The 20,513-nt window shown below is 48.5% G+C and carries 20 protein-coding genes; 10 read left to right on the forward strand and 10 right to left on the reverse strand.

Going from position 1 to position 20,513, the window contains the following annotated elements; genetic code table 11:
* Nucleotides 1–74: 74 nt before the first annotated feature.
* Entirely contained in the window at nt 75–1,838 is a 1,764-nt protein-coding gene (locus HMPREF3144_RS01015; RefSeq protein WP_070475781.1) for an L-lactate permease, read from the reverse strand.
* A 202-nt stretch (nt 1,839–2,040) separates the two neighbouring features.
* On the opposite strand from HMPREF3144_RS01015, the gene lldD reads away from it, so the two are divergent.
* On the forward strand, nt 2,041–3,177 hold the full coding sequence (gene lldD / locus HMPREF3144_RS01020) for an FMN-dependent L-lactate dehydrogenase LldD (RefSeq protein ID WP_036557854.1): 1,137 nt from the start codon (nt 2,041–2,043) through the stop codon (nt 3,175–3,177).
* Nucleotides 3,178–3,313: 136 nt separating this feature from the next.
* Nucleotides 3,314–4,702: a GntP family permease gene (locus tag HMPREF3144_RS01025; protein WP_070475784.1), complete on the forward strand. Its 1,389-nt coding sequence runs from the start codon at nt 3,314–3,316 to the stop codon at nt 4,700–4,702.
* Nucleotides 4,703–4,744: 42 nt separating this feature from the next.
* On the opposite strand, the gene HMPREF3144_RS01030 is transcribed toward HMPREF3144_RS01025, so the two are convergent.
* The 5 genes from HMPREF3144_RS01030 to HMPREF3144_RS01050 are packed head-to-tail and all read right to left on the reverse strand — an operon-like array spanning nt 4,745 to nt 8,635.
* Nucleotides 4,745–5,575 (reverse strand): sulfite exporter TauE/SafE family protein, encoded by an 831-nt coding sequence (locus HMPREF3144_RS01030; RefSeq protein WP_036557859.1) that lies wholly within the window; start codon nt 5,573–5,575, stop codon nt 4,745–4,747.
* A 40-nt stretch (nt 5,576–5,615) separates the two neighbouring features.
* Nucleotides 5,616–6,383, reverse strand: coding sequence for an ABC transporter ATP-binding protein (locus HMPREF3144_RS01035; RefSeq protein WP_018025360.1), 768 nt, complete (start codon nt 6,381–6,383; stop codon nt 5,616–5,618).
* Nucleotides 6,376–7,125, reverse strand: coding sequence for a histidine ABC transporter permease HisM (gene hisM / locus HMPREF3144_RS01040; protein ID WP_036557862.1), 750 nt, complete (start codon nt 7,123–7,125; stop codon nt 6,376–6,378). Before hisM ends, HMPREF3144_RS01035 begins: the two co-directional genes overlap by 8 nt.
* A gap of 5 nt (nt 7,126–7,130) precedes the next feature.
* Complete coding sequence (locus HMPREF3144_RS01045; protein WP_070475786.1) at nt 7,131–7,823, reverse strand: ABC transporter permease; 693 nt, start codon at nt 7,821–7,823, stop codon at nt 7,131–7,133.
* A 20-nt stretch (nt 7,824–7,843) separates the two neighbouring features.
* Nucleotides 7,844–8,635 (reverse strand): transporter substrate-binding domain-containing protein, encoded by a 792-nt coding sequence (locus tag HMPREF3144_RS01050; protein ID WP_070475790.1) that lies wholly within the window; start codon nt 8,633–8,635, stop codon nt 7,844–7,846.
* Between the two features lie 202 nt (nt 8,636–8,837).
* On the opposite strand from HMPREF3144_RS01050, the gene HMPREF3144_RS01055 reads away from it, so the two are divergent.
* The 3 genes from HMPREF3144_RS01055 (at nt 8,838) to HMPREF3144_RS01065 (ending at nt 12,041) form a co-directional block, all read left to right on the forward strand.
* Nucleotides 8,838–9,164, forward strand: a complete 327-nt coding sequence (locus HMPREF3144_RS01055; protein ID WP_018025356.1) for a YkvA family protein — start codon at nt 8,838–8,840, stop codon at nt 9,162–9,164.
* Between the two features lie 82 nt (nt 9,165–9,246).
* Nucleotides 9,247–10,641, forward strand: a complete 1,395-nt coding sequence (locus tag HMPREF3144_RS01060) for a DUF2868 domain-containing protein (protein WP_246823825.1) — start codon at nt 9,247–9,249, stop codon at nt 10,639–10,641.
* Between the two features lie 2 nt (nt 10,642–10,643).
* Entirely contained in the window at nt 10,644–12,041 is a 1,398-nt protein-coding gene (locus HMPREF3144_RS01065; protein WP_070471071.1) for a GTPase/DUF3482 domain-containing protein, read from the forward strand.
* Nucleotides 12,042–12,045: 4 nt separating this feature from the next.
* Here HMPREF3144_RS01065 and HMPREF3144_RS01070 read toward each other — a convergent pair whose 3' ends face one another.
* Genes HMPREF3144_RS01070 through HMPREF3144_RS01080 form a run of 3 tightly spaced genes read right to left on the reverse strand, consistent with a single transcriptional unit; the run spans nt 12,046 to nt 14,112 of the window.
* Nucleotides 12,046–12,627, reverse strand: coding sequence for a TPM domain-containing protein (locus HMPREF3144_RS01070; RefSeq protein WP_246823826.1), 582 nt, complete (start codon nt 12,625–12,627; stop codon nt 12,046–12,048).
* A complete protein-coding gene (locus HMPREF3144_RS01075) occupies nt 12,536–13,480 on the reverse strand; it encodes a TPM domain-containing protein (RefSeq protein WP_036557872.1) in 945 nt (314 codons plus the stop codon). Before HMPREF3144_RS01075 ends, HMPREF3144_RS01070 begins: the two co-directional genes overlap by 92 nt.
* 17 nt (nt 13,481–13,497) lie before the next feature.
* On the reverse strand, nt 13,498–14,112 hold the full coding sequence (locus HMPREF3144_RS01080) for a LemA family protein (RefSeq protein ID WP_018025351.1): 615 nt from the start codon (nt 14,110–14,112) through the stop codon (nt 13,498–13,500).
* 156 nt (nt 14,113–14,268) lie between these two features.
* Between HMPREF3144_RS01080 and HMPREF3144_RS01085 the strand changes: the two genes are divergently transcribed.
* From HMPREF3144_RS01085 to leuA, 5 genes are all read left to right on the forward strand, one after another.
* Nucleotides 14,269–14,892, forward strand: a complete 624-nt coding sequence (locus tag HMPREF3144_RS01085; RefSeq protein ID WP_018025350.1) for a LysE family transporter — start codon at nt 14,269–14,271, stop codon at nt 14,890–14,892.
* A gap of 63 nt (nt 14,893–14,955) precedes the next feature.
* Entirely contained in the window at nt 14,956–16,581 is a 1,626-nt protein-coding gene (locus HMPREF3144_RS01090) for a peptide chain release factor 3 (protein WP_070471069.1), read from the forward strand.
* 28 nt (nt 16,582–16,609) lie between these two features.
* Complete coding sequence (locus HMPREF3144_RS01095) at nt 16,610–17,173, forward strand: hypothetical protein (protein ID WP_070475792.1); 564 nt, start codon at nt 16,610–16,612, stop codon at nt 17,171–17,173.
* 79 nt (nt 17,174–17,252) lie between these two features.
* On the forward strand, nt 17,253–17,975 hold the full coding sequence (locus tag HMPREF3144_RS01100) for a hypothetical protein (protein WP_036557880.1): 723 nt from the start codon (nt 17,253–17,255) through the stop codon (nt 17,973–17,975).
* 374 nt (nt 17,976–18,349) lie between these two features.
* A complete protein-coding gene (gene leuA / locus HMPREF3144_RS01105; RefSeq protein WP_018025346.1) occupies nt 18,350–20,059 on the forward strand; it encodes a 2-isopropylmalate synthase in 1,710 nt (569 codons plus the stop codon).
* A gap of 77 nt (nt 20,060–20,136) precedes the next feature.
* Here the strand turns inward: leuA and HMPREF3144_RS01110 are convergent, their stop codons facing one another.
* The gene (locus tag HMPREF3144_RS01110) at nt 20,137–20,511 is read right to left on the reverse strand and encodes a DUF1840 domain-containing protein (protein ID WP_018025345.1); all 375 of its coding nucleotides are present in this window, start codon (nt 20,509–20,511) and stop codon (nt 20,137–20,139) included.
* Nucleotides 20,512–20,513: the final 2 nt, after the last annotated feature.

Consider the following 20,513-nt stretch of genomic DNA (forward strand, 5'->3'; position numbering starts at 1 on the left):
CTGTCGGGTTTGCCAACCTCGCTGGGCAAACATAAAAAGGGGCTTACGCCCCTTTACTCATTACTTAACGCTTATTAAGCTTTAACCGCCGTAGCCACCACCGCTTTACCTTTGCTGAATGACAACGTCAATAAGAACGCCGCTAGCCATAGGATTGCAGCCACACCCCAAACCCAATTGGCACTAATCAACCATTGTCCGATTAGACCGGCCTGAACCACATAATAGAATAAAGGCACCAGGGTTTTACGGATAATCTCACCCTCACGGTTAAGCATACCGACCACGGCACTCGCCGCCACGACATTATGCACACACACCATATTACCGGCGGCACCACCCACTGCCTGTTGCGCCACCACAATCGCCGACTGATCAAGCGTTAAACCAATCTCTTGTGCAGTAGAAAACTGGAAGTAAGCAAACATCATATTACTAATGGTATTTGAGCCCGCTGCAAAGGCACCCAAGGCACCGATCCACGGTGAAAAATACGGCCATGCATCACCTGCGATGGCGGCGGCACTGTGCGCCAAAATCAAAGGCATGCTGCTAATTGAGCCATCGGCTGAAACCGAATTAATAAATACCTGCACCATTGGCACCGCTAATAATAAGGCGGGTGCTGCACTAACCATGGTCATCATTGACTCTTTGACACCATGCGCATACTGACGCACACTCACACCGAAAATCACAATACACGCTAAGGAGGCGAGCAGTAACACCGAACCTGGTGAATATAAGAACTGCGCTGAAGTGCTGATAGAGGTACCAAACAGATTACTGAATCTGATCGTTAACTCTGGCGATACCAAGAAAGCTTTAATACTCGGCACGGTACGCGTCAACACGAGCAAGCCAACCACAATCACATAGGGTGAAAACGCACGCCAAACAGAGAAACTACTGCCACTTTGCTGTTGATCCAAAGATAAACTACCTAACCATGCACTTTCCCATTGCTCACGTGGTGGAAAATCAAAATTCTCTTTAGGGAGCAACCAACCCTTTTTAGCGACTGGCACGGCAATCATCAAACCAATAAGCGCAGCTAGCAAAGAGGGAAACTCCGGCCCAAACAACGCCGCAATAAAATAATACGGCACCGTAAAGACCACCCCTGCAAAGAGCGCAAACTTCCACGCCTTCAGCCCTTCCACAAAGGAGCGCTTAGCGCCAAAGAAACGCGTTAATAAACCACATAAAATCAGCGGAATAGCCACCCCAATCAAACCATGGATTAAGGCCACATTTTGCACAATATGCTGCAAATACTCCAGTGGCTGCATCGGTGCAATGATGGCAGCCACATCCGCCTTATTATCAATCCCTGACAGCACACCAACCAACATGGGCGTACCAACCGCACCATACGACACCGGTGTGGATTGAATCACTAAGACTGACATCACAGCGGCCATCGCTGGAAAACCTAGCGCCAACAGCAAGGGCGCAACCACCGCTGACGGCGTCCCCCAACCGGAAGAACCCTCAATCAACGAGCCAAATAACCAAGCCACGATAATCACTTGCACCCGGCGGTCTGGAGAAATCCCCATAAAACCTTGGCGAATGGCCACTAAGGCACCACTGACTTTTAAGGTATTCAACAATAAAATGGCGCCGAACACAATAAACAACACGGTCAACGCCGTAACCACACCGTTCACCGTGGCCGCAGCAATCACCGCCGCCTCCGTGTGCCAAACAAAGAAGGCCAATGCAGCGGTGACCACATAGGCCACGCCCATTGACAATTTGGCAGGATACCTTAACACCACCATCAGTAAAAAAACGACAGCAATGGGCGCTAAGGCTAATAAGGTATAAAGCATCTCCACACTCCTCTAGGGAATACAATTTGACTATTTTTGAATGTGTTCGATCATACTGGTAGTACCAAATATCCGTATATAAGGAGAAACCCTGAATTATTTTACTTAAAATCTCATGTATTCTTATGTTTTATATAAAGTGGTCCTACCATTTATTAGTTTATAATAAAACAATCCCTCAACATTCCTTACTATCAGAGCCATGATTATTGCTTCATCTACCGATTACCGTAAGGCAGCTAAGCGACGCTTACCGCCCTTTTTATTTCATTACATTGATGGCGGCGCTTATGCCGAGCGCACCCTTGACGATAATGTCAACGATCTGGCGAAGGTCGCATTAAAACAGCGTGTGCTCCGCGATATGTCAGCCCTGGACACAAGCATGGAGCTCTTCGGAGAAAAGCTCCGTATCCCCTTAATTCTGTCGCCAGTGGGCCTGACGGGTATGTATGCTCGCCGCGGTGAGCTACAAGCAGCCAAAGCCGCAGCCGACTATGGCATCCCCTTTACCATGTCAACCGTGTCCGTGTGCCCCATTGAAGAAGTGGCGCCGGCGCTCTCACGACCGATGTGGTTCCAGCTGTATGTGCTAAAAGACCGCGGTTTTATGAAAAATGTGCTTGAGCGCGCCAAAGCAGCTGGCTGCTCCACCCTCGTGTTTACGGTGGATATGCCCGTGCCCGGTGCCCGTTATCGTGATGCCCATTCGGGTATGAGTGGCCCCTATGCCGAATGGCGTCGCTATTTACAAGCCGCATTACATCCTCTCTGGTCGTGGGATGTCGGCTTACACGGTCGCCCTCATGACTTGGGTAATATCTCCCGTTATCGTGGTCAGCCCGTGGCCCTAGAAGACTATATGGGTTGGTTGGGAGCAAACTTCGACCCCTCGATCTCATGGCAAGACTTAGAGTGGATTCGTGAATTCTGGGATGGTCCCATGGTGATTAAAGGCATTCTTGATGCTGATGATGCCAAGGATGCGGTGCGCTTTGGGGCAGATGGTATCGTCGTGTCTAACCACGGCGGTCGCCAATTAGACGGTGTGCTGTCCACCACCAAAGCCCTACCGAGCATTGCCGATGCTGTCAAAGGCGAGTTAAAAATCCTCGTCGACTCAGGCATTCGTAACGGTTTAGATATCGTACGCATGCTCGCCTTAGGGGCCGATGCAACCATGATCGGGCGTGCCTATATTTATGCCTTAGCCGCTGCCGGTGGACAAGGCGTCAGTAATTTACTGAATCTCTTAGAAAAAGAAATGCGTGTCGCCATGACCCTAACCTCTAATCGTCAGATATCAGAAATCAATCGCGACTGTTTAGTACAGTCCTAGACTCACTCACTTCATCAGGAGCACCACCTTGCTGGTGCTCATTTTTTTCATGGATAGCCAAATGTCATCAGCCCTTCATCACTAAGGTGTTAAGCTTTTGACACCTAACAAACCATCTCAACATTGGAGTCCTTGTGTGAGTACTCTAGCCATTTTAATCTCTCTCTTTCTACTGATGTACCTTGCTTATCGAGGTATTTCAGTGCTTATACTAGCGCCCGTCTTGGCAGCCTTAGCCGTTTTATTATCGGGTGATATCAGCTTAATGCTACCCATCTACACTGAAACCTTTATGGGTGCCTTGGGTAATTATTTACTGAATTTCTTTCCCATTTTCCTCTTAGGCGCCATTTTTGGGCAGCTTATTGCCGATTCCGGTGCGGCTTCTAGTATTGCCACGTGGTTTACCAAAGTCTTGGGACCTAAGCATGCCATTCTTACCGTGGTGCTTGCGTGCGGCGCCTTAACCTATGGTGGCGTTTCTTTATTTGTGGTGGCATTTGCGATTTTCCCTATTGCTAAGGTGATGTTCTATCAGGCCAATATTCCTAAACGCCTGATTCCCGGGGCGATTGCCCTGGGTGCCTTTACCTTTACCATGACGGCCTTGCCCGGCACACCAGCCATTCAAAACGCCATTCCTATCCCTTACTACGGTACCAATGTCTTTGCCGCACCGGGTTTAGGGATTATCGCTGCAGCAATCATGTTTTTTGTGGGTTGGCTCTGGCTTAATCGACGCGCCCAGGCCGCCCAAGCAGCGGGCGAAGGCTATGGTGAACATAATGACGGCGTAGCGCATGAGCATCTCAACACGCAAGCACAGATGCCGGTGCTGCTGGCCTTTTCACCGCTACTCTTGGTGATTGCCCTCAATGCTTTATTTACCTATGTGATTTTCCCGGCGATGGACTTCTCTGCCATCAATCAAGCCTTTGAGGCCATTGATCCGACGAAGAAACTCGGCATTTGGGCCATTATTATTTCATTGGTGCTGGCCTCACTGTGGCTGATTATCATTGCCTTTGCGCGTTTTCATCACTTGCGCGACACCATCAATAAGGGCACCCTCGGCTCCATGCTACCCGCCTTTAATACCGCTTCGGAAGTGGGCTATGGCGCAGTGATTGCCGGTCTTGCAGGCTTTGCTATTTTAAAAAAATTGGTATTAAACGTATCACCAAATAATCCACTGATTTCTGAGGCAGTAGCAATGATGACCTTGGCAGGGATCACGGGTTCTTCTTCTGGTGGCTTAAGTATTGCCTTGCAGACCTTAGGTGCAGATTACCTACAAATTGCCCTTGAAAATAATATTAGTCCCGAGCTCTTGCACCGGGTAGCGGTGATTGCTGCTGGTGGCTTTGACACCTTGCCGCATTGTGGAGCGATTATCACCTTACTCTCCATTTGCAGTTTGAATCACCGTCAGTCCTACATGGATATTGCCGCCGTCACCATTTTCGGTCCGATCCTGGCCTTAAGTAGCGTGATTGCCCTAGGAACGATATTTGGTTCCTTTTAACGAAACGAAAAATAGCACTGCCAGCAGTGCTATTTTTTTTGCCTAGATAAGTTCAAAGGCGATCAGCGATGTTCTCAACATATAAAGACAAATAAAGGACAGTACAAAGGCAAAGATTTTCTTAATACGTTTAACCGGCCAAGTATGGGCAAAATGCGCACCCACCGGTGCCATTAGCACGCTGGTAGAAATTAAGGTTAACCATGCCGGCCAATAAATATAGCCCACCATACCCGGCTGCCAGCCAATGTCCTTAAGACCTGAATAAATAAAGCCAATGGTATTTGCTAGCGCAATAGGAAAACCAAGTGCAGCAGAGGTACTAACCGCATTGCGGATATTCACATTACACCAAACAAGAAACGGCACGGTTAAAAAACCGCCCCCGGCGCCAACCAAACCAGAGACAAAACCAATGATCGTACCCACGAAAGTAGTGCCTAAAAAGCCGGGCAACTGACGCGAAGGCTTAGGCTTTTTATCGATCGCCATATTAAAGGCTGAATAAGCCATAAAAAGCGAAAACACCAGGGCTAGCCAAGCGGTACTAATAAAGGAAAAGACCACCCCTCCCGACAAAAAGCCGCCTAAAAACACCCCCGGCACCAAGGCCGCCACCACTGGCCACAATACACCGCCACGCTTATGGTGGGCACGCATACTGGATAAAGAGGTAAAGCAAATCATCGCCATGGAGGTCGCTATACAGGCATGCACCACTAACTCCAAGGGCATCCCCTTCCAACTAAATAGCATGGTTAAAAACGGCACCAATATCATGCCACCGCCCACGCCTAGCAGACCGGCCATAAAGCCACCGACACTACCCAGCACTAATAAACACAGTGCAATGTCCCAACCGAAAGTCATCATAATGATTGTTGAGCTTGAGCATCACAAGCTCAAGCCCTTACTATTTTAAATTACCGGACAAAAACTGCTGTAAACGTAAACTCTTTGGATTATTTAGGACCTCTGCAGGTGGTCCTTGCTCCTCCACCACACCCTCATGTAAAAACATCACTTGAGTGGCAATATGACGCGCAAAACCCATCTCGTGGGTCACCACAATCATGGTACGACCCTCTTCGGCCAGTTCCTGCATCACTTTCAACACCTCACCCACTAGCTCCGGGTCCAAAGCCGAGGTCGGTTCATCAAACAGCATCACCTCAGGCTCCATTGCCAGCGCTCTAGCAATGGCAACGCGTTGCTGCTGACCGCCAGAAAGCTGTGACGGATACTTTGACTCCGCATCAGCTGGTAAACCCACTTTTTTCAAATAGGCGCGTGCACGGGCAATGGCATCCTCCTTTTTAACCCCCAACACATGCACCGGGGCTTGAATAATATTATCCAACACCGTCATATGCGCCCATAAGTTAAAGTGCTGAAACACCATCGCCAATTTGGTACGAAACTGCTGCAACGCCTTTTTATCACTGACTTTAAGATAGCCCTTAGTATCTTTTTCCAAAGGCAAGGCCTGACCGTTAAGGATGATTTTCCCCTCATTGGCCTGCTCAAGAAAATTAATACAGCGCAAAAAAGTACTTTTACCGGAACCACTGGAACCGATAATCGCCACCACATCACCGGCTTTTGCCTGTAAGGTAACGCCCTTTAATACCTCGTGGTCACCATAAGACTTATGAATATCCAGAACTTCTAATTTATACATTGTTAACTACCTGTTTATCACTTTTTGGGCTAACCACAAGATACGCTAAGGCCCGTTTTTCAATCTTTCTAAATAAAGCCACAATCACAAAGGCGACCACCATATACAGTAATGCGGCGATACCATAAGCGATAAACGCTTGATAGGTCGCTGCATAGGCATCGCGTGCCACCTTTAAAATATCCGGTACCGTGGCGGCAAAGGCTAAAGAGGTGGTATGCAGCATCAAAATCACCTCATTGCTATAGGCGGGCATCGCCCGTCGCAGCATTGAAGGAATAATAATACGCCGATACAGCTGCCATTTACTCATACCAAAGGCTCTAGCCGCTTCGATTTCCCCCTTGGCGGTGGTACGGATAAAGCCGGCAAACATTTCCGTGGTGTAGGCGGTGGTATTTAAGGTTAGGGCCAAAATGGCACAGTAATAACCATTAATAAAAAAATCACGTAATAAGGGCGTACCACGCACCACATCCAAACTAATTAAGCCGCTATAAATCAGCAATAACTGCACATAAAAGGGCGTGCCTCTAAACACATAGGTAAATAACCAAATCGGCCCCTTAATCAAGAGGTTTTTGGAAACTCGCCCCACCGCTAACAGCACCGATAACACAAAACCAAATAGCAGAGACAGCACCAAAATCCACAAAGTAACGGCCAGTCCAGAGAACTCGAAACCGTCCCAGATTAAGAATGCTTGCCAATAATCCTGCCAAATTTCAAAAAATCTTTCCATGCTGCTTAATCCACTTCAAATTTAGCAGCACCGGCCGAGTAGCGTCGCTCTAAATACCATAGAACAATATTTGATAAGGAGGTTAAAACCAAATAAATCAGACCGGCGATCAGAATGTATTTGAACATATTGCCGGTAGCGCGCCCCGCATCCTGACTGGCCTTAACCAAATCACTCAGACCAATAATAGAGACTAAGGCGGTAGCCTTTAACACCACTAACCAGTTATTACCTATGCCGGGAATGGCATAACGCATCATTTGTGGAAATAAAATCCGACTAAAAACCTGTCGCGGACTCATACCATAGGCCATGCCCGCTTCAATTTGCCCCTTGGGCACAGCTAAAAACGCACCACGGAAGGTTTCTGTAAAATAAGCGCCGTAAATCATCCCAATCACGATCACACCGGCCCAAAAGGGATCAATCTGAATCACCTTCCAACCCAAGGCATCCGTGATTTGATTTAGGCCCATCTGAATACTGAAAAACAACAATAGCATCAGCACCAAATCAGGTACGGCACGGATAATCGTGGTATAAATCGTTGCAATGCCACGCAACAAGGCACCGCCAAATAGCTTGGCACTGGCGCCAAGCAAGCCCAATACAAAGGACAATAAAACGGACAAAAGGGCTAACTTAATCGTAGCCCAAGTGCCGTTTTTAATGAGTTCCCAATAACCGTCTAAGAACACAATTAGCTCAATATCCCTGATTACTTAATCACTGAAATCTCACCATCTTGGAAGTACTTCTTAGCAAGCTCATCCAATACGCCCTCGTCCTTAAGCGCTTTTAGGGCACCGTCGATTTTGCTCTTAAGCTCCGTATCTTCCTTACGTAGACCGATAGCGATTTCATTATTCATGATCGGATCGTTAACAATCGGCTCACCCACAAAGGTAAAGCCAGCACCATCAGCTGTATTTAATAAACCCTCAACGGCATTAGGTGATTCAAATAAAATCGCATCCACGCGACCAACCTTTAGGTCAGCAATGGTCTGTGACTGTTCAACATAGGAGGTCACACGCACACCCGAACGTCTATCCCAACGCTTACGCGCATAGGTTTCCTGCACCGAACCCTGTAATACACCGACGGTCTTACCCTTAAGTGACTCGTCGCTACCATCAATACCACTGTCTTTAGCGGCCACTAATTGGCTAGTAACTTCATATAAAGGATCAGTAAAAGAAATCACCTTTTTACGCTCTTCGGTGACTGTAATGGCTGAATGCACTAAATCAAATTTACGTGCTAATAGACCAGGAATCAAGCTATCAAAGGGCTGCTCAATCCACACGCACTGCTTTGCCAATTTTTCACAAATGGCATTACCAATATCAATATCATAGCCCGCTAACTCACCACTAGGTAATTTATACTCAAAGGGTGCGTACGCTGCTTCGGCACCGATACGTAACTCAGCCTTATCCTGTGCCGCCGCAGAAAATGAGGCTAAAGCAACAAGTGATGCGGCTACGAGTGATGTTATTTTTTTCATAATTCCTCCTTTCGGACTAAATTAATTACAGGCTTGATTTTAGTGTTACGACCACAAAATAGAAACCATAACCTAAACCTTTGATATTACATTAATTGACTCTCTCTGTTTAAAAAATTGCTCAACTCAGCTCATTGTCAGACAATTTTTAATGATGCAATTTAATCAACAGGGCTAAGTTTAAACGTTCCCGGAGCCTAGCATGAAAAATACCGACCCCAATCGTCAAAATTTACTTAATAAGATCGGCAAGCTTGCACTCTCTGCTGGTAAGCCCGTGATTGAAAAAGCCCTACAACTCTTTTATGCCACCCAGAGCCCCGACACGCCGGCTTGGGCTAAACGCGTAATTTATGGTGCCTTGGCTTATTTAATTCTGCCAATTGATACCATTCCGGACTATCTGCCGGTGGTCGGCTTTACAGATGATTTAGGCGTGATTACCGCAGCCCTCACCACCGTGGCTAGCTATATTTCGCCAGAAATTAAGGCTAAATCCAAAGCGAAGATGGCGCAGTGGTTTGGCTAGGGGCGATTGCTAGCCAAAGTGTGAAATAATATCAAGTTCAAACAAAAAATTCAGTACCTGAGAGCACATCAAGCAATAACCTATGACGAGATTTAACGAGCTTTGGCAAACCGAGGCTGTTCGCCTCAAGGAGCAACACCACGGGCCGATGGATGATTCGGCCTATATTCATGCCCTGCGCGCTCAAACGCTCAGTCCTGAGCAAAAAGTCTTTCGTCGTGCCGACAAGCTCGCCCATGCCTCCGGTCTCAGTCAAGGCATTAGCAATTTTAAGCGTTATGCCAAGTATGCCTTTTTGCTGCTACTACTATTGGCGGTGATGAGCGGTATCGGCTTAGCTTATGCTGCGCTTGGTAGTCGCAGTAGCGAGGTGAATTTACTGAGCGCTTGGATTGCTATTTTAGGGATCCATCTGCTAAGCCTAATTATCTGGCTCATCTTTTTAGTACTTCCTAAACGCAGTGACAAAGACTACCCTCTGCTCGGTCAGGCTTGGCTCTGGCTCACCCAAAAACTCGCACGGGGACCTCATACCGGCCTCATCGCCAATGCCCTCCTCAGCTTAACTCGCCAACAACGAACGACGACTTGGCTGCTAGCAGCGGCCAGCCACTTAATTTGGCTGCTGATATTGACAACGGCCTTAGTTAGCCTATTTTTTCTACTATCGACCCGTCGTTATAGCTTTGTGTGGGAAACGACTATCCTCTCGCTAGCGACCTTAGAGCAAATCGCTCATGCCTTAAATTGGCTCCCTTCACGCTTGGGCTTTAGTTTACCGGATGTGGCTCAACTCATCTCGCCAGGAGCGACAGGCGATTCCGGCTTGCAGGCAGCTTGGTCGCACTGGCTAATAAATCAAGTCTTGATTTATGGTCTATTTTTACGCCTCATCGCTTTTACCACGAGCTTTTTTATCGCGCGCTATCGGCTTGCTCGCACCAATATCGATCTTAAGGCCTCCCCCTATGCGCCATTATTGGCACGTTTAGAGCCAGCAGCGGTCAGGCTAGGAGTGGATGCACCGGCACCGGCCGCGCCTACTGCGACCTTCGTTAAGGCACCACGTGATCTGTCAGGCAATGGCACACTACTGGTGGGGATTGAATTAGACCCCCACCAACCATGGCCGTTACTTGAGCTCAGTGATGCTGAGCAGGTGATTGATGGCGGTAATATTGAAAGCCGTGAACAACGCCATGCACTGTTAGCCGAGCTAGGACAAAGAACAAGCCCCTTAGCGCAAATTCTTTTTATTTGTGACGCCGCACAAACCCCCGATCGGAGTCATTTAAACCTGATTCAGACCATTGCCCAGTTTGCTCAAAGGCATTGGGTGCTGTTAATTAATCGTCATCAGCCATCACGCGATCAAAGCACGCTCTGGCGTAAAACACTGCTGGATGCGGGCATGGCAGCCGACGCCATACTGCCTGACAGCGAGGCGGCTCTTAAACTACTGACTAATAAACACTAGCAATGGATAAGCTTAAACCAGGCCTTAAGTCCAAAGCGGACTACCTAAAACTCGCCGTGGTCGGTCACACCAACACGGGTAAGACTTCGCTCTTACGCACTTTGCTACACGATGCTGATTTCGGCGAGGTGGCTAACGCCCCTGCCACCACACGTCATGTTGAGGGAGCCTTGTTACGATTAGGGGATTTAAAGCTCCAATGGTATGACACCCCCGGCATGGAGGACAGCATTGCCTTACTGGATTATTTAGATCAGCTACAACAGCAAAGCGGCAGCCGCTTAGACGGACCAGCCAGTATTGAACGCTTTTTAGACAGCCCTGAAAGCAGTGCTCGCTTTGAACAAGAGGCCCGCGTCTTACGCCAATTACTGCACTGTGACGCTGGCCTCTATGTGGTCGATGTACGCGAACCCGTGCGCTCAAAGCATCGTGATGAATTAGCCGTATTGGCCCGCTGCGGTCGCCCCCTTATCCCAGTCCTGAATTTTCTGCATAGCACGGACAATTACAGCGAGGATTGGAAATCCGTCCTCTCACGTCTGGGACTGCATTTACTGATTGAATTTGACACCGTGGCACCGGCCATTGACGGTGAACAGCAGCTTTATCAAAAGCTGGCGTTGGTGCTGGATGATTATCAGCAAATCTTAAACGATTTAGCCAAGGGAGCACAGCAGCGTCGCCAACAACGACGCCTGCAAGGTCAGGAGCTATTAGCGGAGATGCTCATCGATATCAGCGCCTTTAGACGCCAAAGCAGTACAGATGAAGATGAAAGCCTACGTGTGTGGGAAACCATGCAAGACGAGGTACGCCGGCGTGAACATCAATTTATACGTGACTTACTCAATCTTTATCGCTTTCATGAGAGCGATTATGAAGAGGATCGTTTACCCATTAGTGGTGAGCGTTGGGAAAGTGACTTATTCAGCAGCGAAGCCCTGATGGATATGGGCATTCGAGTAGGTAAAGGCTTTGCTGCAGGCGCCATGGCGGGCGCTACCGTCGATATCATCACTGGTGGTTTGAGCTTAGGCGCTGGCACCCTGGTTGGTGGTATTGTCGGCGGACTCTGGCAAGGTGCTGAAAAAGTTGGTAATCGCCTCTTAGGCATGCTGCAAGGATATCGTGAGCTGACCGTTGACGATCCGGTGCTGCGGCTTTTAGCAATACGCGGACTGAGCTTACTCGACGCCCTAGATCGTCGCGGTCATGCCGCACAAGATCGTATACAACGCAGTGCCAATAGCTATAAGTCTTGGCAAGAGGAGGCGCTACCAGCACCCCTTAAAAATGCTCGCTCACATCCAGAGTGGTCAGCGCTTAATAAGGAGTTTAAAGGTAGTCGCGCTCGAGATGAAGAGCTGCGGCGCTTAAGCGAGGAACTTAAGGGCTAAAGCCCTATAAAATCACGGGTTCATTAGCTAACACATCATTGCCCTCAGGCTTAGGCTCAGTCTCAGGGCAAGCAAGATTGAGAATATCGCCAATTTGCTGCACAGCAGCCTGTAACCCCTCGCAGAATCGCTTCTCTTTGAATGACGCCGCCAAAGCTGCGCTGACCTCAACCCAGCGTTCATGGGCCACCGCTATCCCCCGATCAGCAATAATTTCAATCGCCTGTCGGTCCAAGGATAAATACAAGAGCACACCTGTATTTAGAGGCGTATCCCAAACACGCAAACGACCATACACCTCTAACGCTCGATCGCGGCTTGAATCCACATGACTGGGAAAATTACGCTCAATCGCCACCACCAACTCGGCCTGATGTTGAGCTTCACTGGCAGCAATACGCTCAGATAAATCGCTTAAAAAGGCTTTGGTAAAATAGCGCCGCCCAAGATATTGCCCCTTAAGCGTGTCAATGCCAATTAATTTTGTGAATTTATTACCAGCCACCTGAAGCACCTCCACCACCGCTGGAGCCACCGCCCCCGCCACCAAAACCTCCGCCGAAGCCGCCTCCGAAGCCACCGCCACCAAAGCCGCCGAAACCGCCGGGCCAATTATCCCGACCGCGGCTGCGTCGTCCTCGTGCGCCACCCTTGGCCGCTTGACGACTCGCTTCCTCAATCAAACCCGAACGGAAAAAAGACTTGGCAATCAAATTCCACACGACGGCAAAAATTGCTGCAACAATCGCTGCCACAATAGAGCCGGTGACCGACAGCATAAACACACCGCCGACAATAGGCGCTAACCAAATCGGCCAGAATAAAATAAAAATCGCAAAGAACAGTAGGAACTCAATGGGGATACCATCTAAACCTAAAAAGGGTGAATCCTCTGCTTGCTTAACCTCAGGCAATTCCTCTCCCTCAATTAATAAGCTCAATTGATCCACGGCTTTTGTGATCCCGTCATAATAATCACCCTCCCGAAAGGCGGGCGCCATATCTCGATTAATTATATAAGAGGCCTGTACATCCGTAATCGCACCTTCTAAGCCATAGCCCGTCTCAATACGCATACGGCGATCGTCTTTAGCAATCAGCACCAATACACCGTCATCGATTTTGGCGCGACCAATACGCCACTCATCAAACACACGTCGGGCGTAGCTCTCAACTGTGTCGTCTGGGGCCACTGTCGGTACTAGCAAGACCATGATTTGCGACCCCCTGTCACGCTCCAATTGCGCAAGACGCTGATTCAACTCGCTTTGTTGCGCTGCTGTTAAGGTGCCGCTCACATCCACCACGTAGTTCGTCAACGGCGGCACCGGCACCTCAGCTCGCACCGGCGACAACCATAGCACTAGCGCTAAGCAGCTTGTGCAAAGCCACAGCAAGCCCAACGCCGAACGACTTAAAAACAAGTTAAGCAGCCTCATACGCCACCCCTACTACCCTAGTTAGCAGGCGCAGTTTGAGGCCTATCAAAACGGATAGTCGGTCGTTGCATAATGCTGTCTTGATTATCTACACCAAAGTTAGGCAACACCTTGTAGCCGAAAATTTTTGCTGTAATTAAGGTTGGGAACTGGCGGATATAGGTATTAAAGCCTTGAACCTCACGAATATAACGACCACGGGCGGTCGCAATTCGGTTTTCAGTACCCTCTAACTGAATATTTAAATCTCTAAATAAACCATCCGACTTCAGCTCTGGATAGTTTTCTGACACTGCAATTAAACGGGATAAGGCAGAGCCTAACTGCGCCTGCGCGGCTTGGAACTGAGCCATTTCCTCTTCGGTCGGTAAACGATCGGGCGAGACATTAATCGAACCCACACGACTTCTGGCCTCAGTTACTTCTTTTAACAGATCACGCTCATGCACCATATAGGCATTAACACTTTCAACCAACTGCGGCACTAAATCGGCACGACGTTGATACTGGTTTAGCGTCTCTGACCAAGCCGCCTTAACACCCTCATCCAGACGCTGAATCTCGTTATAACCGCAACCGGCTAAGAAACTCGCAACCAAGGCGACAACAAAGACTCGAAAAAATTGACGCATAATAGACTCACTCTAATTAATTAAAACTTAAGCTATTTTATCGGGCGTAGAAAAATTACACCACTCTTAAAGATAACTGATTGTAACCGCAGCAACAGCATATAATCCCCTACTAGCACGGATAAACCGTGCCCTTTCTTGGTCTGCGCTATTGTTATGTTACTTTCTGTCTGGTTGACGTTATTTTTTGCCGCTTGGGCTATTTCACTTTCTCCGGGACCCGGTGCTGTTGCCTCCATGGCGGCTGGCTTACGCTATGGCATGTGGCCAGGCTCCGCCTTGGTGATTGGCTTGATCGGCGGGTACAGCGTACAATTTATTATCAGTATTATCGGCGTGGCGGCCATGATTAAAACCTCCATGCTGCTCTTTACCGTGATTAAGTGGGTTGGTGTCACCTATTTAGTTTACCTAGGGGTCAAGCAATATCGCTCGCCCGTCAGTATGGTGCGAGTCGATGTTAGCAAGATGCCTGCATCAACCGCAGGCAAGCTCTTTTTACAAGGTTTTTTAGTCGATATTACTAACCCCAAAGCAGCGATTTTTTTACTGGCCGTGATTCCGCAATTTGTTGATACAAGCAAGCCCTTACTCATCCAATATGTGATTATCTGGTTTACGCTCTGCGCCGTGGACTTAGTGATTATGCTGGGCTATGCAGCACTTGCGGCCAATCTAGTCAAATTCTTAAAAAACCCACACACCACCGCTAAAATTAATAAAATCTTCGGCCTATGCTTTATTCTAGCGGCATTAACCATGGCCTTTATGAGCGTATAATCATCATTTAGCTCATGCTACAATTCATTCAATTTATTTAAGGCTGAAAAGTTAACACAAAGCATGTCAAGCAACAGTAAAATTTCCCAAGAGGTCGCCAGACGGCGCACTTTTGCTATTATTTCTCACCCCGATGCGGGTAAAACCACGCTCACCGAAAAGCTCTTACTCTTTGCCGGTGCAATTCAAATCGCCGGTAGCGTAAAAGCGCGCAAAGCAGAGCGTCACGCCTCCTCCGACTGGATGGAGATTGAAAAGCAACGCGGTATTTCCGTCGCCTCCTCCGTGATGCAAATGGAGTACAGGGATTGTGTGATTAATCTTTTGGACACACCGGGACACCAAGACTTCTCCGAGGATACCTACCGCGTCTTAACCGCAGTGGATGCGGCAGTCATGGTGGTGGATGCGGCTAATGGTATTGAGCCGCAAACGGAGCGCTTATTAAAAGTCTGTCGCGCCCGTAATACACCCATTTTGACCTTTATTAATAAGCTCGACCGTGAGGTACGGGAACCACTTGAGCTGATCGGTGAGATTGAATCCCATTTGGAAATGGATTGTATTCCCTTTACTTGGCCTGTGGGCATGGGGCGTCAATTCAGCGGCATTTATGATTTGACCAAGGATCAGATGCGCATGTTTAACCGTGCCAATCCGTCCAAAAGCGGCAGTGCAGAGGATGAATTTATTCCCGACTTAAGCAATCCGCTATTGACTGAGCGTTGCCCAGATACCATTGGCAAAGCACGCGAAGAAATTGAGTTAATTCAACTCGCGACGCCAGATTTTGATCATGCCGCCTTCTTAGACGCAAAGCAAACACCCGTTTTCTTCGGCTCTGCAGTGTATAACTTTGGTGTCCAAGAATTACTCGATGCCTTAGTAGAATACGCACCGCCGCCGGGTGCCCGTGAGGCCATTGAGCGTACGATTGAGCCTTCCGAGCCTAAGTTTACTGGTGTGGTCTTTAAGGTGCAGGCCAATATGGACCCAGCGCACCGTGACCGCGTAGCCTTTGTGCGTGTCAGTTCTGGTAGATTCGAGCGTGGTATGCGTTTACGCGTTGCGCGTACGGGCAAAGACATTCGTCCAAACAACCCCGTCTCATTTTTATCACAACGGCGTGACTTAGTGGATGAGGCCTATGCCGGCGATGTGATTGGCATACCAAACCACGGCGTATTACACCTTGGTGATGTGTTGACCGAGGGTGAAAAGCTACACTTTACCGGATTACCTTTTTTTGCGCCTGAACTTTTTCAGACGGTTGAGGTCAAAGATCCACTCCGTAGCAAGCAGCTGCATACCGGCCTGACGCAATTAGGTGAGGAGGGCGCCATTCAGGTATTTAAACCGCAAATTGCGGGTGGTACTTTATTACTGGGTGCAGTGGGTCAATTGCAGTTTGAAGTAGTCGCCCATCGGCTTAAGACTGAATACGGGGTAGATGCGATTTTAGGACCCTCCCGCTACAATTTGGCCCGCTGGGTGACGAGTTCCAATCCACAGGCCTTACGTAAATTTTTAGATGCGAATATTTCCAATATCGCCTACGATGTGGTGGATGCGCCAGCCTTTTTGGTCAGTTCACAGGCTCAGCTTAGGGTAGCGCAGGAGCTCCATCCCGATATACAATTCCATGTAATGCGTGAGCAAGGCGGTCAGATTTTTGCTGAAAGTCACTAATTAACCTTAGGGGAGCACCCTATTTATTATGTCTTGGCGTTTATTAATTTTTACAGTGATTGTGTTAGCCGGTATTGCAACCGCCTTAGGCTTGCAAGCAGGTGACTATTTAACCGATCGAGTGCCTGTACAGGCCAATATTCCTAATGTCACCGAGCTTGACCCGCCGGCCGAATACGATGCTCAGGGTAATTTATTGATACCGCAGCCTATGCAGCCCTTATTAGACGGCACCCAGGGCTTAGCGGCCGCCAAGCCAGAGGTTGATTGGAAAGTGAAGAAAGACAGCTTAGCAACCACCCTCAAAAATGAGGAAAAAAGTGCCATGTACGCTGAAGAGAATCAGCGCTTAAGCGGTGTCGTCACACAAGGCACCACTGGCGGCAGCCAAAGCTTCCAACCTATCCGTCGACAGGACACCGCACCGGTTAATAGCGGCGATCAGGCATGGGTCGCCTCCTTTAATCGTGCCATGGCGCACTGCCGCACCCTGGGTTTTGACGAGCGTCCTGCATGTATCAGCCGTATTCGTAATCAATACTGTGGCCCCAATAGGGCCTGGGGCAAGGTTGCGGATTGCCCAGCGCGCTAAATCCATACGCTGGTGAGGTAGGCCAAAAATCGTTAAAATAAGCTTTCCATTGAATTAAACGAGCAATTGAGAACCTACCATGATGCCGAAACGAGCCGACTACAAACGCGATATCAAGCTTATTGACAGCACCCTTTTTAACTTAATCAAAGGCCGCTTATTTGCCCTAATCGCCGTGACAGTACTGGTCTTAGCCCTAGTGTATTGGGTCGCACAAAAGATATTAAGCTTCGGTCGCGGCCTAAACTATGACTTTTTAAATGGCTCGGCCATCGAGATGGTGGTGGAATACGTCGAAAAGTACGATATGTATTTTTGGTGGGCACTTGTTATTATCTTAGCCCTACTGGTGTTGTCTTTTCTCAACAACCTAATCCAGCAACAGCTCAATCATCACGCTCAAAGCCATGTGCCGATGCCTGCGGCAAGAAACCTACTCAGCCACTTATCCCCCATGAGCCTAGAGGTACTGGCTTGGGTCTGGGCGGATCGACGTGAACCACTTAAAATCGAGCAAATTAAGCAATTAAGTCGCGAGCTTAGACAGGGTCGCTTTAAGTATATCGAAGACGCCCGTGCCCAAGAGCAGCTGCTCAATCAGCATCTCTATGGCACTGCAGCCACGAACGAGCCGCTGATAGAGGAGCCGACAGTGCGAGTAGCGCCGGTGACGACTGATGCGACCGTCCCCACAGCACCGGTAGCGCCAGCACCTCAAAACGATAGCAGTAAGCTTAGCGAAAACGCCACACATCCTGCTGAAAAAGACATCATTATTGTGAATGATGCGCCTAAAGCTTGATTAATTAGTTTAGGCATGATAGAAGTAATACTTATGGATATTCTAAAGGAACCCTTCGCTGTAAATTTTGCAAGCTCAGTTGATGGCCCACAGGCCTCAGCTCAGTCGGTGTTTCCTGCTGCGTCTAGCCACGCATTTCAAGACTCTACTTCTATCTCTACATTGCAAAGCGCTGCACTCCTCGCTTTACTCCTCTTATTGATCGGTTGCCTAGCCTAGAGCCTTGGTGGTGCTATGCAGCCGACCCGTTGAGCCACCCAAATGACTCCCTCGAGTGGAGTGCGCTTTAGCAGTTTTTTATATCGTTTTTTTCTTAAGACCAGCCATTGATAGTTAAGGCTACTAGCCATATTGAGCAAAAAATAGGTGTCACCATGTTATCGAATCCAGCGACTAAATACATTCCTTTCAAACCCTTTGCACGTGACTTCTCCGAGCGCACGTGGCCTTCTAAACAAATTAGCAAGCCACCGATTTGGATGAGTACCGACTTACGTGATGGTAACCAAGCGCTTATTGAGCCGATGAGTATTGAACGTAAATTACACTTCTTTAAGCACCTAGTGCAAATCGGTTTTAAAGAAATTGAAGTGGGTTTCCCATCGGCTTCGCAAACAGATTTTGATTTTGTACGCCATTTGGTTGAAAACGATCTGATCCCCGATGATGTGACGATCATTGTCTTAACACAAGCACGTCAGGATTTAATCGCCCGTACCGCTGAGTCTTGTGCCGGCGCTAAAAACGCCATGATCCACATGTATAACGCATGTGCACCCGCTTTCCGTAAGATTGTCTTCAACATGAGCAAAGAGGAAGTGCGTGAGTTTGCGGTTGCCGGTACCAAAATGGTCATGGCTGAGCAAGCCAAATATCCTGAGATTAATTGGCGTTTTGAGTACTCACCGGAAGTCTTCTCTACCACCGAGCCGGAATTAGCGGTTGAGGTGTGTAATGCAGTGGCCGAGACCTACGGCGCCAGCGTCGACAAAAAAATTGTCTTTAACTTACCTGCCACCATTGAAGCCACCACACCCAATCTTTACGCAGATCAAATCGAATACTTCTGCAATCATATTAAGCAGCGTGAAGCGTGTATTGTCAGCGTACACCCGCATAACGACCGTGGCACTGCCGTAGCTGCCGCCGAATTAGCCTTGATGGCCGGCGCCGATCGAGTGGAAGGCTGCTTATTTGGTAATGGTGAGCGCACGGGTAATGTCTGCCTCGTGACCTTAGCCATTAACCTATATACTCAAGGCATTCACCCAGGCTTGGACTTTTCTGATATTGACGCAGTACGTCGCACCGCCGAATATTGCAACCAGTTACCAATTCACCCACGTCACCCTTGGGCCGGCGATCTTGTGTTTACCGCTTTCTCTGGTTCACACCAAGACGCGATTAAAAAAGGCTTTGCCGTACAAAAGGCAGATGAGCCGTGGGAGGTGCCTTATTTACCGATTGACCCTGCCGACTTGGGCCGTAGTTATGATGCCGTGATTCGTGTGAATAGCCAATCCGGCAAAGGCGGTGTGGCCTACCTACTAGAGGAAGAGCATGGATTAAGCTTGCCGCGTCGCTTACAAATCGAATTCAGCCGTGCAATTAAACGGGTCACGGATGAAACTGGTAAAGAGGTGGATGCCCAGATGGTTTATCAGATTTTTGAGGCGGAATACTTAACCCAAACATCGCCTTGGACCCTGATTGAACATCAGATTACCAGCCATCCTAATGGTGAGGAAAACGAGCGCTTCTCGGTGGTAGTACGGATGAAGTATCACGATGAGGAAAAAGTCCTTAAGGGCAAAGGCAATGGCGCCATTTCCGCCTTTATCAATGCCTTAAATATGCCAATTGAGTTTATGGACTACGCGGAGCATGCCATCGGTAGCGGTGAAAATACCAAAGCGGCTAGTTATGTGGAACTACGTTTAGATGGTTCACAATCCGGCTATGGCGTTGCCCTACATAAAGATATTGTGACCTCATCCTTCCTAGCCGTTGTCAGTGCCATTAACCGCCACTTACAAAACCTTAGTACTGAGACCGCAGCAGAGGCTGAGACGGCAACCGCCTAATCAGCTAAAACGCTAAATAGTACCAACCGCCTTCGCAGCATGATGCAAGGCGGTTTTTGCTTACTCAGCATCAAACATTACCACGCGCTACCACCGCTCCACACCACATCATCACCATGCTGTTGTGCGCTTTCAAACATCTTCAAGAGCGGATAAGCGCGCTGACTAAGATTCACCCCTTCAATTAAGGGATGCTTAGCCTCAAGATTTTCCTTATCGCGCTGCTCTACTTCCTGGTCGTGGACGGCATAGCTGTGCAAATCCTTATGGCTATCTTCATCAATGGCTTGACGCAAATTGGCAATTGCCTCTGTTAGTTGCTCAGCGGTAAACACACCCTGCGCCGGCATCGTATCGCCATAATCACGTCCAGCCGCCTTTAACACCGCCAGGGCATGCTTAGCCAACATCATCACCTCACCGCTATTTTTAGATTTAAAAGTAATTAACATAG

Origin of the sequence: Oligella sp. HMSC05A10, from assembly GCF_001808335.1 — a bacterium.
Classification (GTDB): Bacteria; Pseudomonadota; Gammaproteobacteria; order Burkholderiales; family Burkholderiaceae_B; genus Oligella; species Oligella urethralis.